Here is a 16954-nt window from a genome sequence, read left to right on the forward strand (position 1 = left end):
GGGACATCTGTGCGCTCAACAACCAATCGTGTCGCAGTGGCGCCCGGGGCGCCATAAGACCTGAGAAAGACGATCTTTATCGGCTTTATCAGCTGTTCATGCGCTGTGACCGAAGTCGGGTTCACTCGCCGCGGCCCGGGATCGCCCAAGCACCGGACCCGCCGCCCCCTTTTTCCGCGGGCGGCCGGTACCGCGGGGCTCGACGGACGGCGATGGCCCTCGGGCGGACGGCCCGGCGTCACCGGGATCTGCCGCCTCCCGCCGCCCGGCGGGGAGTCGATGCGGCACCCGGTGCGCTCCGATGAGATGCCGCTCCGCCACTGCGGCGGCTCGCTGGTGCTGGAACTCGGCGGTACCGGTGCGCGGCCCGCCCCGGCCGAGCGGACCGTGCCCGGCCGACGGCATCTGGCGGGGCGCCCGGCCGGACGGTGTGCACGGGGCCCTTGCCGGCCGCGCGCTCTCCCCCGGATCCGGCTTTGCGGACTTTCGCTCCCGACCGGTGGGCCCGCCGGATGCGGGCCAGTGCGGCCGGGCGGCCATGGTCGTCCCCGCCGGGAGGCGACCATGGCCGCCCGGCCGGGTCAGCCTCGGCGCGCGGTGGCCATCAGCACGTGCTCGACCAGGGTGATCAGCACCTGCTTGGCCGCCTCCCGGCTGCGCACGTCGGTGGTGATCACCGGGATGTCCGCATCCAGGTCCAGCGCGGCGCGGATCTGATCGGGGGAGTACTGCTTGGCGCCCTCGAAGTGGTTCACCGCCACGATGAACGGCAGCCCGCGCCGTTCGAAGTAGTCCACCGAGGCGAAGCAGTCGGCCAGGCGGCGGGTGTCCACCAGCACCACCGCGCCCAGCGCGCCTTGGGCCAGCTCATCCCACATGAACCAGAAGCGGTCCTGGCCGGGGGTGCCGAACAGGTACAGCACCAGGCCGGTGGGCAGCGTGATGCGGCCGAAGTCCATCGCCACCGTGGTGGTGGTCTTGCCGGACACCAGCGCCGTGTCGTCGACGCCGATGCTCTTTTCGGTCAGCATCGCCTCGGTGCGCAGCGGCCGGATCTCGCTGACCGCGCCCACCAGCGTCGTCTTCCCGACGCCAAAGCCCCCGGCGACCAGGATCTTGACCGCCAGGGACGACTCACGCGGATCGTCCGCCATTCCCCGGGAGGAGGGGTAGGCGGGGTCAGAGCGCATGGAGTCCATCGATCACTTCCTTGAGTACGCGCTCGTTGGGGAACTGAGCGACCGGAGCCGGGCGGCGCACGCGGATCAGTCCGTGGTCGAGCAGATCGCCGAGCAGGACCCGCACCACGCCCAGTGGCAGGTCCAGCTCGGAGGCCACCTCGGCCACCGACAGCGGGGACCGGCACAACTCCAGGATGGTCTGGTGTTCGGGCGCGCCGAGGGCGCGCTCGATGCCGACGGTGGCGGGACCGCCGGCGTCGCCGCCGGTTCCGGCGACGGTCTCTATGATCGCGATCAAGTCGAACTCGTCGCGAACCGGCTTGGTGCGTCCGCCGGTCAGCGCATAGGGCCGGACCACCGGCCCGGCCTCTTCGTCGGCCCACTCCGCATGCCCGCCGGCGCGGCCGCGCCGGCGGAACGGATCCCTGCCGTCAGGCATTGTGCTCGGCGAGCGCCACCCGCGGGTTGGCCGACAGGTGCCGGCCGACCCGGACCACCAGCATGGCCATCTCGTAGGCGATGGCGCCGACGTCGGCCTCGGCGTCGGCCAGCACCGCCAGCGCGGCGCCCTCGCCGGCGGCCGTCACGAACAGGAAGGCCGACTCCATCTCCACGATGGTCTGCCGGGGCCGGCCGCCGCCGAACTCCTGGCCGGCGCCCCGCGACAGGCTCTGGAAACTGGCGGCCACCGCGGCCAGCCGCTCGGCCTCCTCCCGCTTGAGCCCGCGCGAGGAGGCGATGCGCAGCCCATCGTTGGACAGCACCACCGCGTTACGGACATGGGCGACGTTGTCCACCAGATTGTCCAGCAGCCAGTTGAGCTCTCCGCCGGAGTTCGCAACGTCCGTCATCGACCATCCTCCTGTGTCCCCTGGTCATCATGGGCCTCGGCCCTGCCACGCTGCCACCCGCGCTGCATGGCGGCCATCCTGTCGCGCACGACCTCGAACTGCTGCCCGTCGGAGCCGGCCGGCCCGGCGGGCGGCGTCGGCTGCGCGCCCGCGGCCTCGGCGGACTCCTGCCGAAGCGACTCGGCCTCGGCCAGCCCGGGCGGCAGGTGCTGCTGGCGGCGCCGGCGGGGCAGGCCGTCGGCGGTGTACTCCAGCGGCGCCGCCTTGCCGTTCACGGCGCCGTTCAGCGCGCCGCCGGAGGCGGTGCCGGCGCTCCCCTCGCCGGCGGGCCGCGGCGATGCGGCCGAGGCGTCCGCCTCACCCGGCTCGGCGCCGGTGACCACCGCGATCGGGCCCGTGGACCTCTCGGTGGTGCGGCGCCGGCGCGGCAGCTCGGCGGGGACCTGGTCGTCGTCCGCCGCGACGGCCTGCGGCCCGGTCCGTTCCTGCAACGACACGGATGCCACCTCCTGCACTGGGCGGGCCGGATCCGATGCGGCCCGCACGGCGGGCGCCGTCTGCTCCAGCTGCGGCATGCTCCGGCCCGGGGTGCTTCCCGGCAGCTGGGCGCGCAGCTCGGCCGGGGGCAGCGCCCCCGACGGCGACTCCACGATCAAGTCGGCCGGGACGAGCACCACGGCGGTGGTCCCGCCGTAGGGCGAGGCGCGCAGCGACACCTTGATGCGGTGCCGTTCGGCGAGCCGGGCGACCACGAACAGACCGAGCCGGCCCAGGTCCGACAGGTCGAACTCGGGAGGCTCGGCCAGCCTGCGGTTGAGCTCCTCCAGCGTCTCCGGTTTGAGGCCCAGGCCGCGGTCTTCGATCTCCACCGCGAAACCGTTGGGCACCAGCTGGCCGGTGACCTGCACCGGCGAGGTCGGCGGGGAGAACAGCGTGGCGTTCTCGATCAGCTCGGCCAGCAGGTGGATGGTGTCGGCCACCGCGCTGCCGACCAGCGCGGCGGCCGGCATCGACAGCACGTTGACCCGGGTGTAGTCCTCCACCTCGGCGACCGCGCCGCGCACCACGTCCACCAGCGGCACCGGGTTGCGCCAGGTGCGGCCGGCGGTGCGGCCGGCCAGGATGATCAGGTTCTCGGCGTGCCGGCGCATGCGGGTGGCCAGGTGGTCCAGCCGGAACAGGTCGTCCAGCTCGTCGGGGTCCTCGGCGCGCCGCTCCATGGTGTCCAGCAGGGTCAGCTGGCGGTGCACCAGGGCCTGGTTGCGGCGGGCCAGCGTCACGAAGACCTCGTTGATGGCGCGCCGGGTCTCGATCTCCCGGGCGGCGGCCTCCAGCACGGCGCGGCCGGCCTGGGTGAAGGCGTGGCTGATGCGCGCGATCTCGGTGGTCCGCAGGTCCTGCTCGGGCAGCGCGGCCTGCGGGTCGATGCGCTCGTTCCCGCCCTCGCGCACCATGTCGCGCAGCGCCGGCAGCTGCCGGGTGGTGAAGTCGCTCATCGCCCGCGACACCCGGCGGCTCTCCCGGATCAGGCGGTTACCGATCCGCCAGCCCACCACGGTCGACAGCACCAGCGCCAGCAGTCCCAGGCCGCCGACCCCCGCCAGCTGCCGGTAGGTGCGCGAGCGCACCTCGCCGGTGCGCCGGCTGGTGGCGGCGGCCGCCTGGCTTTCCAGCTCGCTCATCCGGGTGAGGGCGATCTCGCTGATGGTGAGCCAGGAGCCCTGTTCCAGGGGCAGGCGCCGGCTGTTCTCCTCGGTCTCCAGCAGCCGCTCCTCCAGGCGCTGGAAACGGGTGTAGTCCGCGCCGGACAAAAACCCCTCATAGGCGGCGCGCTCCTCGGCGGGCAGGCCGGAGACGGCCTCGGTGATGGCCTGGTTCTTGGCCCCCACCAGGTAGTGGAATTCCTCCATCTCCGCCGCGCTCCACCGGCCCGCCGCCAGCACGCCGGTGACCAGCGCGTCCTCCCGGGCCACCAGTTCGCGGGCCCGGCTGAGCAGGGCGAGGTTCTGCAGGTCCCGGGCGATGCGTCCGTCGTGGACGGTCACCGCCCGGAAGGCGCCCAGCAGCCCGTCGATCACCGCGCCGTAGTCGGCCATGACCTGTTCGCGCCGCAGCTCGTGGCGGTCGATCAGGCGGCGCGTGGCCTCCAGCTCCGACAGGCGGGTGGTGACCTGGTCGATGCGCCGCAGCACCTCGGGCTGGAGGCGGGCGCGCACGTCCTCCTCGGCGACCGAGTCCGAAAAGGCGCGGCGGAACTGGTCGGTCTTGGCCCGCTGGGCCTCGAGCCCGGCCCGGTCCCTGGTGCGGTCGCCCACGTAGGCCACCGACATGCGGCGCTCGTGCTGCAGCGAGTTCATCAGCATGATCGCGGGCCGGACCAGTTGCTCGTTCAGGCGGTCGCTGTCGCGCAGCCCCCGCGCGTCCTCGATGGCCGCCGCCGTGAAAAGCACCCACAGACCCGCCAGCGACGCCAGGGGGATCGCCAGCAGGATGATGATCTTGGTCCTGATCGACTGTGTCCGGGAGGAACGGCTGGTGGTCGGTGGCCTGCGGGAGGTCATCGCGCTACTTCGCCCATCATGACGGGGAACCATCCCGATTGGTGTCGGTACGGGGGTTCCGGGAGCTTACTACGTCCATGACCGCGCAAGCTGATCATCCCTGTCTTGGCGTGGGGGGATATTGCCGCGGCAGCATCTCGGTCACCCTCCGTAAGGTGCCTGGACTGTCTCACGAAGATCACAAAAACGGAATATTTGTCCCATAACTCCCACATGCAGGGAATAGGGCACGCAGGCCCAGTTACGATGCCCGCCGTGACCCCTGACAGCGAAGCGCCTCCCGACAACACGATCCCCGAAGGGCTCCCCACTCGGCGGCGCCGCTCGCGCCGCGGTGGCCGGCACCGCGGTGCCGAGTCCTTCGTGCTGCCTCCGGGCGCGCCCCCGCTCATCCTCGCGGTTCCCGGCTCGCTGGAGGCGGCCTCCCCGGTCGCCGCCCCAGAGCTGCCGTCCGACTCGGTGACCGGCATCGTGCCGCCGGTCGGGCCGGGCGTGGTGACCGGAGAGGCGGGCGCGCTGGCCCTGCTGACCGAGCACGTGCACACCGGCCAGCCGGTCACGATCGGTTACCTGGAGGGATCTGCGGCCTCCCTCGGTCAGGCGCTGGCCTATGCCGCCACGGTCGAGCGGGCCCCGGAGATGCCGCCGGCGGTGGTGGTGCCCATGGTGACCGCCCCCGACCCCCGGATCGACCGGACGCTGCGGGAGACGGTCCAGGCCTCCGGGATGGCGGCCGTGATCGCCGAACCGCTGGGCCCGCACCCGCTGATCGCCCAGGCGCTGCACGAGCGGCTGGCCGAGGCCGGGCTGGCCCGGGCCGACCGGATCAGGCTCATGACCACGGTCACCGTGGCCGGCGGGGTGGTGATCGTCGTGCCCGGCGGGCCGGCCGCGGTGCAGGACGCCGAGGTCGGCGCGGTGCTGCTGGCCTCCCGCCTGGCGGTGCCGGTCGCCGCGGCCTCGCTGGAGGACGGGCCGGGCTCCATCAGCCCCGCCGAGGCCGCCGCCCGCCTGCGCGCCTCCGGCGCCACGCACGTGGCGTTCGCGCCGCAGGTGATCGGGCCGGAGGTCGACCCGGCGCAGATGGCGGCGCTGTCCAAGCTGGCCGCCGACACCGGCGCGGGACTGGCGGCACCGCTGGGCGCCCACCCGGTCCTGGCCCACCTCATCGCCCTGCGCTACGTGGAGGCCCTGGAGCGGGTGCTCCGCGAAGCCGAGGGCCAGTGAACCGCAAAGCGCCGCTCCCGCGGGCCTGAGAGAGCCCGCAGGGCGGCTCCTCGCCGCGCGCCCGGCCAGAAGGCTCGGGAAGCGGCGGATGAAAAGCCTCGAGCGTTCAGGGGGCCGCAGACGGTGCGGGACGGGCGGGCCACCCGCACCCTCGGCACACCCAAGATCATTCAGGTGCGCGGGCGGTGACGCCCGGCCCCGTCGCGGGGCCGGGCGCCCGCATCATCGGTTCTTGAACGTCGGCCGCCGTTTGGCCAGCGTGGCGCTCAACCCCTCCACCAGGTCCTCGGTGAAGAAGGCCACCGTCTGGATCCCGGTCTCGGCGATCAGCTGCTGGCGCAGCCCCGGGGCGTCCAGGGAGGCGTTCAGCAGCTCCTTGGTGCGCCGCAGGCCATACGGGGAGCGCTGCAGCAGCTCCTCGGCCAGCGCCAGCGCCGCCTCCAGGTCCTTGCCCTCCTCGGCCCGCTCGGTGATCAGGCCGAGTGCGTCGGCCTCCTCCACCGACAGCCGCTTGGCCCGGTAGAGGATGTCGGCGGCCCTGCCCGGCCCCACCAGGCGGGGCAGCAGCCACGACAGCCCGCAGTCCCCGCCGGAGAGGCCCAAATCGGTGAAGGGCACCACGAAGCGCGTGGTGGGGTCGGCGACCCGCAGGTCGCAGGCCAGCGCCCAGGAGACGCCCATCCCCGCCACCGGCCCGTGCAGCGCGGCGATCACCGGCTGGGGGATCTCCCGCAGCCGGGCGGTCACCTCGCCGCCGACCGCGATGCCCCCGTACAGCCGCTGGGCCCTGCCCTCCTGCTGAGCCGCGTCGCCGGGGCCGTCGCCGCCCTGGATGTCCATGCCGGAGCAGAACCCGCGGCCGGCTCCGGTGAGCACCACGACGTGCGTGCGCCGGTCGAGCATCAGCTCGTTGAGCACCGCCAGCATCTCCTCGCTGACGGCCGCATCGACCGCGTTCAGCCGGTCCGGCCGGTTCAGGGTGATCACCAGCACCCCGTCCCGGCGGTCCAGCAGCAGGGATCCGCGCTCGCTCATCGCCCCGCGCCTACTGCAGCACCTGCATCAGCGGCGCCATCTGCTCGCCGACGTTGCGGGGGACGATGAACGGCTCCTGGGCGTTGATCTGCTCCCAGTTGGCCGCCACGTCCTCCACGGTCAGGCCGTCCTTCTTGGCCCAGCCCGGCCCCTCGGCGACGAAGATCTTGGCGATCCGGCCGCCGCCGACGGTGTAGACCTCGCCGCTGGCCTGGTTGTCCTCGTGCGCCAGGTAGGCCACCAGCGGGGTGACCTTGTCCACGCCGAGGGCCTCGGCGAAGTCGGCCGGCAGCAGGTCCTCGGTCATGCGGGTCCAGGCCACCGGGGCGATGGCGTTGGCCTTGATGTTGTACTTGGCGCCCTCGTGGGCCAGCGTCTTGGTGAAGCCCACCAGGCCCATCTTGGCGGTGGAGTAGTTGGCCTGGCCGAAGTTGCCGAACAGGCCCGCCGGCGAGGAGGTGTTGACGATCCGGCCGTAGCCCTGGTCGCGCAGGTGCGGCCAGGCCGCGCTGGTGACCAGGAAGGCGCCGCGCAGGTGCACGGCGATGACGGCGTCCCACTCCTCGACCGTCATGTTCTTGAACGACTTGTCGCGCAGGATGCCCGCGTTGTTGATGACGATGTCGATCTTGCCGAAGTTGTCCAGCGCGGCCTGCACGATCGCCTGGGCGCCCTCGGGGGTGGCGACGTTGTCGGGGTTCGCCACGGCCTCCCCGCCGTTCTTGACGATCTCCTCGACGACCTGCTGGGCCGGGCCGGCCGAGGCGCCGGCGCCGGAGCGGTCCCCGCCCAGGTCGTTGACCACGACCTTGGCGCCGCGCGCGGCCAGCTCCAGCGCGTGCTGCCGCCCGAGGCCGTGCCCGGCGCCGGTGACGATCGCCACTCGCCCGTCGAAACGCAGTTCCGACATCCTGTCTCCTCACTTCACGCCGACTGTGCTGTTCGCCCGGGATCACCCGGCCCGCAGTGGAGGCGGACGCTCCTGCCCCGCTGCGGTCGCCTGTCTTAGGTAATCACTCAGGGATTACTCTGTGGTATCACCCAACCGAATCCCGCTCGGACTCAACCCCACCCCAAACCCTTCTTCCCCACCCTCCCTTCCCGCCCGAAGACGGGGCGAGCAGGCCGCGTTCATGCAGAAAAGGGGTCATATCCGGCATGTCCGCGAGTCAGGGAGGGGTATGTATATGTCAATTCGACGATTTCTCCCGTGTACGGCAGGTAGTCTCCTACCTCCTGGTCCTTCTCCGTCCCACCCCTGTCACGGAGGTCGTATGGGGCCCTACCGCGTCGTGCAGTGGGCGACCGGCGCACTCGGCCGCAGCGCCATCCGGGCGGTCCTGGAGCGCCCCGACATGCAGCTGGTGGGCGCACGGGTGTACGACCCCGCCAAGGCCGGCGTCGACGTGGCCGAGCTGGCCGGACGGCCGCCCATCGGCGTGCCCGCCACCGCCGACCCCGAGCAGATCCTGGCGCTGGACGCCGACTGCGTGATCTTCGCGCCCTCGGGCGGGGTGCTCACCCGCCGGCGCAGCGGCGGGCTGAACATCGTCTGCGAGCTGCTGGCCTCGGGCAAGAACGTGATCTGCCTGTCGGGCCTGGTCTACCCGCAGGCGCACGGCCCGGAGCTGGTCGACGAGCTGGAGCGGGCGTGCCGGGCCGGGAACTCCTCGGTGCACGGCACGGGGGTCAACCCCGGCTTCATGGCCGACCTGATGCCGCTGGCGCTGTCGCGGCTGTCCCGGCAGATCAGCCACGTCTACGCGCGGGAGTGCTCGGACTTCTCCGGCCATCCCTCCTGGCGGCTGGTGCACGACATGGTGGGATTCGGCAAGACCGAAGAGGAGTACGTGGCCGACCTGCGCAAGGCGCGGGCCTACATGCGCTCGGTGTTCACCGAGAGCATGTACCTGGTCGCCGCCGCGCTCGGCGTCGCGCTGGACGAGGTCGACTGCGACGTCGCCTACCGGCTGGCCTCGGAGGACTTCGACGTCTCCGCCGGGCACATCGCCAAGGGCACGGTCGCCGCCGCCCGCTGGACCCTCAACGGGCTGGTGAAGGGCAACCCCTTCATCATGGCCGAGGCCATCTACAAGGCCGACGCCTCCCGCGTCTTCGACTGGGGCGACCCCGGCTACGCGGTGCGCGTGCACGGCCGTCCCTCGATCACGCTGACCACCGGCGAGGACTGGGTGTCCAACGGCATCGCCGCCGCGGCCGCGCACGCCGTCAACGCCGTCCCGGCGGTCTGCGAGGCCGAGCCCGGCATCCGGACCCTGCTGGACCTGCCGCTGATCACCGGCCGGGCCGCGGCGCCGTACCGCTCCACCTGACCGCCGCGGACGCGCCGGGACCGACCGGGAACGCCGTTATGCTGACGGCTCGTATCCGCAAAGTCCGTGACGTGTGATCCCCGCTCCCGGTGCTGAAGGCGTCTCTTCCGCCGTCAGGCGCGGCGAGGCCATGAGCACGCACGCGGGCCGCCCTCCGGCGCGGCCATGAGCCAGAGAGACCCAGACGATGCGCAGCCCGTTCTTCGGCAACATGGAGCAGGCACAGCTCCCCGGGCATTTCGCCCTGCAGAACTCCAAGATGCTCCGCGTCCACCTCAACGGGGAGGTGCTGGCCCGCCAGGGGTCGATGGTGGCCTTCCAGGGGCAGATGGACTTCGACTACCAGGGCTCCGGCAGCGTCGGGCGCTTCCTGAAGAAGGCGCTGACCGGCGAGGGCGTGCCCACCATGCGGGTGCGGGGGCAGGGCCTGCTGTTCCTGGCGCACAACGCCGACGACATCCACCTGTTCTACCTGGAGAACGAGACGCTGACGGTCAACGGCGCCAACGTCCTGGCCTGGGACGCGCACCTGCACTCCGACATCCAGCGGGTGCAGGGCGCCGGCATCGTGGCCGGCGGGCTGTTCAACACCACCTTGTCGGGCACCGGCTGGGTGGCGGTCACCGCGCACGGCACCCCGGTCATGCTGGACCCCGGGCGCGCCCCGACGTTCGTGGACGCCCAGTCGGCGGTCTGCTGGAGCGCCGGGCTGCAGGTGGGCGTCAACCGCACCTTCAAGGCGGGCGCGCTGATCGGGCGCGGCAGCGGCGAGGCGATGCAGCTGGCCTTCCACGGGCAGGGCTTCGTGCTGGTGCAGGCCAGCGAGGGCCCGGTCGTCCCGCCGCACAGCCACTGACCTCGCCGTCCGGTCCCCGCCAATGGCGGTGACGGCCTCGACGCACCCGCTGCGGCCCGCAAAGACGCCGCACCGGGAAGGGCCGCCGAGCGCCGCGCGGCGCGCAACCTGGGCGGCCGGGGATCTGCAGCCCGCGCAAGGGGCGGCCCGCCGCCCGGCATGGCCGGTTACGGCCACGCATCATCCCAGGTCAGGGTTTTATCTCCGGCAAGAGCGCCCGCCGGGACGGGCCGGCCGGAGTAACGGCCGAGCGGGCGGGTAGGGCAAGGCGACGGAATGCCCGGCCTTTCCCGGATGTTGACGATCTTGCCGAAACCCTCCGGCCCCCGTGGGCGACGTGGCCATAATCAGGGGTCACCGGCCGAAGGCGGTCCTGCGGCTACCGTCGTCCGGGTCCGAGGCGAGTAGCCTTGTCTCGATTCAGATTTAACTTGCGAGCTGCGGAAGAGGGGCGATCCCCGCCGTGTCGACAGAGTCGTCGCGTACCAGTGCCGACCCGAGAACCACAGACTTTGGCGCCAACGAGTGGCTGGTCGACGAGCTGTACCAGAAGTACCTCGAAGACCCGAACTCCGTTGACCAGGCCTGGTGGAACTTCTTCGCGGACTACCAGCCGGACTCCCGGCCGTCCGCGCAGGGGGCCACAGCGACCGCGCCGGGTGGGGCACCGAGCGCCAACGGTGCCCCGGCGGCCGCCGCGCCGCCCGTCAAAGCGCCCGGCGGCGACGGCAGGGCCGCGCCCCCGCCTGCCAAGGCCAAGCCGGAAAAGGCCGCTCCGGCCGCGGTGCCGGCCGGCGCCGAGGAGGTCCGGCTGAAGGGGGTGGCCGCCCGGACGGTCGCCAACATGGAGGCCAGCCTCCAGGTGCCGACCGCCACCAGCGTCCGCGCGGTGCCGGCCAAGCTGCTCATCGACAACCGCATCGTCATCAACAACCATCTGCGCCGCGGCCGCGGCGGCAAGGTGTCCTTCACGCACCTGCTGGGCTTCGCCGTGGTGCGGGCGCTGAAGACGATGCCGGAGATGAATTACAGCTACGCCGAGGTCGACGGCAAGCCGGTGCTGGTCAAGCCCGAGCACGTCAATTTGGGCCTGGCCATCGACCTGAAGAAGGAGGACGGCCAGCGGCAGCTGGTGGTGCCCTCCATCAAGGCCGCCGAGACCCTCGACTTCCGCCAGTTCTGGGCGGCCTATGAGGAGCTGGTCCGCAAGGCCCGCGCCGGCAAGCTGACCCTGGAGGACTTCCAGGGCACCACGATCAGCCTGACCAACCCGGGCACCATCGGCACCGTGCACTCGGTGCCGCGCCTGATGCCGGGCCAGGGCACGATCATCGGCGCCGGCGCCATGGAGTACCCGGCCGAGTTCGCCGGGGCCTCCGACGAGACGCTGGCGCGGATGGGGATCAGCAAGGTCATGACGCTGACCTCCACCTACGACCACCGCATCATCCAGGGCGCCCAGTCCGGGGAGTTCCTGCGCCGCATCCACCAGCTGCTGCTGGGCGAGGACGGCTTCTACGACGAGATCTTCGAGGCGCTGCGCATCCCGTATGAGCCGGTGCGCTGGGTGCAGGACATCTCCGCCAGCCACGAGGACGACGTCGACAAGGTCGCCCGCGTCCACGAGCTGATCCACGCCTACCGGGTCCGCGGCCACCTGATGGCCGACACCGACCCGCTGGAGTACAAGCAGCGCCGCCACCCCGACCTGGACATCCTGCAGCACGGGCTGACCCTGTGGGACCTGGAGCGGGAGTTCGCCACCGGCGGTTTCGGCGGCAAGCCGAAGATGAAGCTGCGCGAGATCCTGGGCGTGCTGCGCGACTCCTACTGCCGCACCGTCGGCATCGAGTACATGCACATCCAGGACCCCGAGGAGCGGGCCTGGATCCAGCAGCGGGTGGAGGTCCCCCACCCCAAGCCCAGCCGCGAGGAGCAGCTGCACATCCTGCGGCGGCTCAACAGCGCCGAGGCGTTCGAGACGTTCCTGCAGACCAAGTTCGTCGGGCAGAAGCGCTTTTCGCTGGAGGGCGGCGAGTCGCTGATCCCGCTGCTGGACTCGGTGATCAGCGCGGCGGCCCGCGCCCGGCTGGACGAGGTCGTCATCGGCATGGCCCACCGCGGCCGGCTGAACGTGCTGGCCAACATCGTCGGCAAGTCCTACGCGCAGATCTTCAGCGAGTTCGAGGGCAACCTCGACCCGCGCAGCGCCCAGGGCTCCGGCGACGTCAAGTACCACCTGGGCGCCGAGGGCGACTTCGAGTCCCACGACGGCGCCAAGATCCGCGTCTCGCTGGTGGCCAACCCCTCCCACCTGGAGGCGGTCAACCCGGTGCTGGAGGGCGTGGTCCGCGCCAAGCAGGACATCCTGGACGTCGGCGAGGCCGGCTTCACCGTGCTGCCGGTGCTGATCCACGGCGACGCGGCCTTCGCCGGGCAGGGTGTGGTGGCCGAGACGCTGAACCTGTCGCAGCTGCGCGGCTACCGCACCGGCGGCACCGTGCACATCGTGGTCAACAACCAGGTCGGCTTCACCACCGCCCCGCAGCACTCGCGCTCGTCGGTGTACGCCACCGACGTGGCCCGGATGATCCAGGCCCCGATCTTCCACGTCAACGGCGACGACCCCGAGGCGTGCGCCCGGGTGGCGCGGTTGGCCTTCGAGTACCGCCAGGCGTTCAAGAAGGACGTCGTCATCGACATGGTCTGCTACCGGCGGCGGGGCCACAACGAGTCCGACAACCCCTCCTTCACCCAGCCGCTGATGTACGACCTGATCGACGCCAAGCGCTCGGTGCGCAAGCTGTACACCGAGGCGCTGATCGGCCGGGGCGACATCACGGTGGAGGAGGCCGAGCAGGCGCTGCGCGACTACCAGGAGCAGCTGGAGCGGGCCTTCACCGAGACCAGGGAGGCGCTGGCCAAGTCGCCGGAGCCCGGTTCGGTGATCAAGCCGGCCGAGCCCGAGCACGTCCCGATCGACCACGGGGCGGCCGGGACCGCGATCGATCTGGAGACCATCAAGCAGATCATCGAGACCCAGGTCGACCTGCCCGAGGGCTTCACCGTGCACCCGCGGCTGCAGCCGATCCTGCAGCGCCGCGCCCAGGCGATCTCCGACGACTCGGTGGACTGGGCCACCGCCGAGCTGCTGGCGTTCGGCTCGCTGCTGATCGACGGGCACCCGGTGCGGCTGGTCGGCCAGGACTCCCGGCGCGGCACCTTCGGCCAGCGGCACGCGGTGCTGGTGGACCGCAAGACCGGCGAGGAGCACACCCCGCTCAAGCGGTTCGACAAGGGCGTGTCGAAGTTCTACGTGCACGACTCGCTGCTGAGCGAGTTCGCCGCGATGGGCTTTGAGTACGGCTACTCGCTGACCCGCCCGGACGCGCTGGTGTGCTGGGAGGCGCAGTTCGGCGACTTCGCCAACGGCGCCCAGTCGATCATCGACGAGTTCGTGGTCTCCGGGGAGCAGAAGTGGGGCCAGCGCTCGTCGGTGACGCTGCTGCTGCCGCACGGCTATGAGGGCCAGGGCCCGGACCACTCCTCGGCCCGCATCGAGCGGTTCCTGCAGCTGTGCGCCCAGGACAACGTGACGGTGGTCTACCCGACCACCGCGGCCAACTACTTCCACCTGCTGCGCTGGCAGGTGCTCTCCCAGCGCCGCAAGCCGCTGATCGTGTTCACCCCCAAGTCGCTGCTGCGGCACAAGGGGGCGGCCTCGCCGGTCGCGCAGTTCACCTCCGGCGCCTTCCAGCCGGTCATCGGCGAGCAGGGCGCGATCGAGCCGTCCGGCGTCAAGCGGGTGCTGATCACCACCGGCAAGATCTACTACGAGGTGGTGGAGCGGCGGGCCAAGAAGGGCGTCACCGACACCGCGGTGATCCGGCTGGAGCGGCTGTACCCGCTGCCGGTGGCGGAGCTGAAGGCCGAGCTGGCCAAGTACCCCGCCGACGCGCAGCTGGTGGTGGTGCAGGACGAGCCGGCCAACCAGGGCGCCTGGCCGTACCTGGCGCTCACCCTGGGGCCGCTGCTGGAGGGCCGGCCGCTGCACCGGATCTCCCGCCCGGCCAGCTCCTCGCCGGCGGTGGGCTCGGCCAAGATGCACGCCATCGAGCAGGAGGCCCTGCTGCAGCAGGTCTTCCCGGACTGAGCACGCCGAGCCGTCCACACGGTTTCCCTTGGAGGGCCCCGGAAGCGTCTTCCGGGGCCCTCGCCCATGTCACCGTGCCGAACCGGGCGCGGTTTCCGCGGGGAAAACGGTTCGCTGAAAGGATCGGTACATGTACTTCACCGACCGTGGAATCGAGGAACTGTCGCAGCGGCGCGGTTCGGAGGAGGTCACCTTGGACTGGGTGGCCGAGCGGCTGCGCGAGTTCGTGGATTTGAACCCCGAGTTCGAAACGCCGATCGATCGGCTGGCCACCTGGCTGGCCCGGCTGGACGATGAGGACTGAAACCGTCACGGGCCGCTTCCGCGCCGGTGACTCGCCGAAAAGCGACATGTCTTGACTTTGCCAGGACGCGACATATCGTGTTACTCGGCACAGTCCGGTCGCGTCATCCCCAAGGCACGGGCACGAAAGGCGGCATGCGATGTCGCGTTGGACGATCGACAGCACGGCGACGCTGGAGTTCGACGGCGTGGTCGCCCTGAAGGCCACCATGATCGCCGGCAACATCAACGTGCTGGCCTCCGACGAGGCGCCGTCCGTGCTGGTCAGTGAGGTCCACGGGCCGCCGTTGCTGGTCAGCCACGAGGCGGGCATGCTGACCATCGCCCACGAGCGGATCCTGGAGGGCATGCTCGGCTGGCTGCGCAACCAGCGGGCCCGCGCCACCGTCACGGTGACCGTCCCCCGCGAGTGCCCCGTCCAGCTCAACCTGGTCTCCGCCGACGCGGTCATCACCGGTCTGTCGGCCCGCGCCGCCATCAAGAGCGCGACGGGCGACGTCACGCTGGACGGGGTGAAGGGACAGATCGACGCCAACACCGTCTCCGGGCGGATCGAGGCGCAAGGGGTGGACGGCGCGGTGAACTTCACCTCCGTCTCCGGCGACCTCACCCTGGCCGGAGGCTCGCTGGAGAGCCTGGGCGCCCGCACCGTCTCCGGCCGCATCGCCGCGGACGTGGCGCCGGTCAACGGGTGCGCCATGACCGTCAGCACCGTCTCCGGGGAGGTGGCGCTGCGGCTGCCGGAATCGACCTCGGCGAAGGTCCAGCTCGGCTCGGCGGCCGGCCGGATCGACACCTCGTTCCCCGGTCTGCAACGGTACGACCGCCCGGTGGCCACGAACGTCAGCGGCACGCTCGGCGACGGAGCCGGGCAGCTGGTCGTCAACACGATCTCCGGCGGCATCACGCTGCTCAGCAAGCCCGATGATCCGGCCAAGGCCGGCACGGGAGTGGAGGACAAGTGAGCCCCGTCTTCGGCCACGGCCGGCTGCGCCTGTACCTGCTCAAGCTGCTGGAGGAGAGCCCGCGGCACGGCTATGAGGTGATCCGGCTGCTGCAGGACCGCTTCTTGGGGGTCTACTCCCCCTCCCCCGGCACCATCTACCCGCGCCTGGCCCGGCTGGAGGCCGACGGCCTGGTCACCCACGAGGTGATCAAGGGCAAGAAGGTCTACTCGCTCACCGACGCCGGCCGTGCCGAGCTGGAGCGCCGCATGGACGAGCTGGCCGACCTGGAGGAGGAGATCGCCGCCTCGGCCCAGCAGTTCGCCCGCGAGCTGCAGCAGGACGTCCGCCAGACCGTCCGCTCGCTGCGCGAGGAGCTGACCCAGGCCGCCCGCGAGATGCGCAAGCAGGGCCGTACCGCCTCCAAGGAGACCTGGCGGGAGGTCAGGGAGCGGCACAAGGAGGAGTGGCGGCGGCACAAGGGGCACTGGCGCGAGCAGAGCCAGGCCCTGATGGAGGAGTGGCGGCAGAGCTGGGACGAGGCCTGGTGCACCGCCACCGGCACCGCCGAGGAGGCCAACCGCATCAAACTGGAGCGCGCGCTGCGCAAGTTCGCCGACAACGTCCGCAAGAGCGCCAGGCGCTCCGGCCTGACCGAGGCGGACCTGGCGGCGGTCCAGTCACTGCTGGAGGAGACCGCCGCCCGGATCCGCACCGAGATCCTCGACCGCTAGTCCTTCCAGGGCCGCCACAGCTCGGTGGGGATCTCGATCCCGAACGGCTCCGGCAGCTTGACGGTCTCGCCGAAGTTCCATACCCGGTGCTGCAGGTAGGCCCCGGCGGCCCGGTCCGGCGCCGAGTACAAGGTGACCTGAGCGGCCCGGGGATCACGGTCGACGAGCAGATAGCAGGGGATCCCCAGGCGTGCGTAAAGCTGCCACTTGGTGTTGGGGCGCAGGCTCGTCGGCTGGCGATCGGCCGCCGCGTTCGATTTGGAGGTGACCTCGACGGTCATCTCCACCTGGTCGGGCGTGAGATAAGGGGCCCCTGCCTCCCAGGCGGCGTTGAGGATCTCGGATTCGGCCACGATGAGGTCGGGCACGCAGCCCGTCTCCCGCTCCGGCACACGCAGGCCCGTGCCCTGCGTGCACTCCCACACGCACTCCGGATCAGCGGCCCGCGCGGCCCAGAACGCCTCAGCGATCTTGTCGATGATCCGGTTGTGCGGCATGACCGGAGCCGGTGATACGTAGATCTCCCCATCGATGACCTCGACCCTGGTGCCGTCGTGAGGAAGGGCGAGCACCTCGTGGAGTTCACCGCGCTCCCACAGCCGGTAGGGGGTGTCCGGGAGCAGGCACGCGCTGTGCACCTCGGCGGCGACCCCGTGGGACGGCGCGCCGCCGGCACGTCCGGAAGCGGCCATCGAAAGCCCGGCGGCGACGCTCACGCCGGGTGACTCCTTCCTCACGATCGGCTCCCGGTCATCATGGGAGTCATACGCACTCAG

Annotated in this window: 14 protein-coding genes; 7 read left to right on the forward strand and 7 right to left on the reverse strand. The window is 71.5% G+C overall.

Translation table 11 applies throughout. The annotated features are described in order from the left end of the window. Positions 1-581 precede the first annotated feature (581 nt). The 4 genes from TCUR_RS18050 to TCUR_RS18065 are packed head-to-tail and all read right to left on the reverse strand — an operon-like array spanning position 582 to position 4593. Positions 582-1199, reverse strand: coding sequence for a GTP-binding protein (locus TCUR_RS18050; RefSeq protein ID WP_012853983.1), 618 nt, complete (start codon positions 1197-1199; stop codon positions 582-584). After that, complete coding sequence (locus TCUR_RS18055; RefSeq protein ID WP_012853984.1) at positions 1180-1620, reverse strand: DUF742 domain-containing protein; 441 nt, start codon at positions 1618-1620, stop codon at positions 1180-1182. Before TCUR_RS18055 ends, TCUR_RS18050 begins: the two co-directional genes overlap by 20 nt. After that, complete coding sequence (locus TCUR_RS18060) at positions 1613-2032, reverse strand: roadblock/LC7 domain-containing protein (RefSeq protein ID WP_012853985.1); 420 nt, start codon at positions 2030-2032, stop codon at positions 1613-1615. The genes TCUR_RS18055 and TCUR_RS18060 overlap by 8 nt, the downstream gene beginning before the upstream one ends. Then, positions 2029-4593, reverse strand: a complete 2565-nt coding sequence (locus TCUR_RS18065; RefSeq protein WP_012853986.1) for a nitrate- and nitrite sensing domain-containing protein — start codon at positions 4591-4593, stop codon at positions 2029-2031. Before TCUR_RS18065 ends, TCUR_RS18060 begins: the two co-directional genes overlap by 4 nt. Positions 4594-4848: 255 nt before the next feature. On the opposite strand from TCUR_RS18065, the gene TCUR_RS18070 reads away from it, so the two are divergent. Further along, complete coding sequence (locus TCUR_RS18070; RefSeq protein ID WP_245536891.1) at positions 4849-5820, forward strand: sirohydrochlorin chelatase; 972 nt, start codon at positions 4849-4851, stop codon at positions 5818-5820. 222 nt (positions 5821-6042) lie between these two features. On the opposite strand, the gene TCUR_RS18075 is transcribed toward TCUR_RS18070, so the two are convergent. Both TCUR_RS18075 and TCUR_RS18080 read right to left on the reverse strand, forming a co-directional pair. Further along, complete coding sequence (locus TCUR_RS18075; protein WP_012853988.1) at positions 6043-6855, reverse strand: enoyl-CoA hydratase/isomerase family protein; 813 nt, start codon at positions 6853-6855, stop codon at positions 6043-6045. 10 nt (positions 6856-6865) lie between these two features. Continuing rightward, the gene (locus tag TCUR_RS18080) at positions 6866-7765 is read right to left on the reverse strand and encodes an SDR family oxidoreductase (protein WP_012853989.1); all 900 of its coding nucleotides are present in this window, start codon (positions 7763-7765) and stop codon (positions 6866-6868) included. A gap of 364 nt (positions 7766-8129) precedes the next feature. Here TCUR_RS18080 and TCUR_RS18085 point away from each other — a divergent pair, with 364 nt between their 5' ends. From TCUR_RS18085 to TCUR_RS18105, 6 genes are all read left to right on the forward strand, one after another. Then, positions 8130-9188, forward strand: a complete 1059-nt coding sequence (locus TCUR_RS18085) for an NAD(P)H-dependent amine dehydrogenase family protein (protein ID WP_012853990.1) — start codon at positions 8130-8132, stop codon at positions 9186-9188. 187 nt (positions 9189-9375) lie between these two features. Beyond that, on the forward strand, positions 9376-10044 hold the full coding sequence (locus TCUR_RS18090; protein WP_012853991.1) for an AIM24 family protein: 669 nt from the start codon (positions 9376-9378) through the stop codon (positions 10042-10044). 463 nt (positions 10045-10507) lie between these two features. Continuing rightward, entirely contained in the window at positions 10508-14197 is a 3690-nt protein-coding gene (locus TCUR_RS18095; protein WP_012853992.1) for a multifunctional oxoglutarate decarboxylase/oxoglutarate dehydrogenase thiamine pyrophosphate-binding subunit/dihydrolipoyllysine-residue succinyltransferase subunit, read from the forward strand. A 130-nt stretch (positions 14198-14327) separates the two neighbouring features. Beyond that, positions 14328-14501 carry a DUF6104 family protein gene (locus TCUR_RS27160; protein WP_012853993.1) on the forward strand — a complete coding sequence of 58 codons (174 nt, stop codon included), beginning with the start codon at positions 14328-14330 and terminating at the stop codon, positions 14499-14501. Positions 14502-14640: 139 nt separating this feature from the next. Further along, the gene (locus TCUR_RS18100; RefSeq protein ID WP_012853994.1) at positions 14641-15465 is read left to right on the forward strand and encodes a DUF4097 family beta strand repeat-containing protein; all 825 of its coding nucleotides are present in this window, start codon (positions 14641-14643) and stop codon (positions 15463-15465) included. Continuing rightward, entirely contained in the window at positions 15462-16178 is a 717-nt protein-coding gene (locus tag TCUR_RS18105; protein ID WP_012853995.1) for a PadR family transcriptional regulator, read from the forward strand. The genes TCUR_RS18100 and TCUR_RS18105 overlap by 4 nt, the downstream gene beginning before the upstream one ends. Here TCUR_RS18105 and TCUR_RS18110 read toward each other — a convergent pair. Next, the gene (locus TCUR_RS18110) at positions 16175-16894 is read right to left on the reverse strand and encodes a Uma2 family endonuclease (protein ID WP_012853996.1); all 720 of its coding nucleotides are present in this window, start codon (positions 16892-16894) and stop codon (positions 16175-16177) included. The two genes, TCUR_RS18105 and TCUR_RS18110, sit on opposite strands and share 4 nt — an antisense overlap. Positions 16895-16954: the final 60 nt, after the last annotated feature.

Source organism: Thermomonospora curvata DSM 43183, assembly GCF_000024385.1.
Taxonomy (GTDB): domain Bacteria; phylum Actinomycetota; class Actinomycetes; order Streptosporangiales; family Streptosporangiaceae; genus Thermomonospora; species Thermomonospora curvata.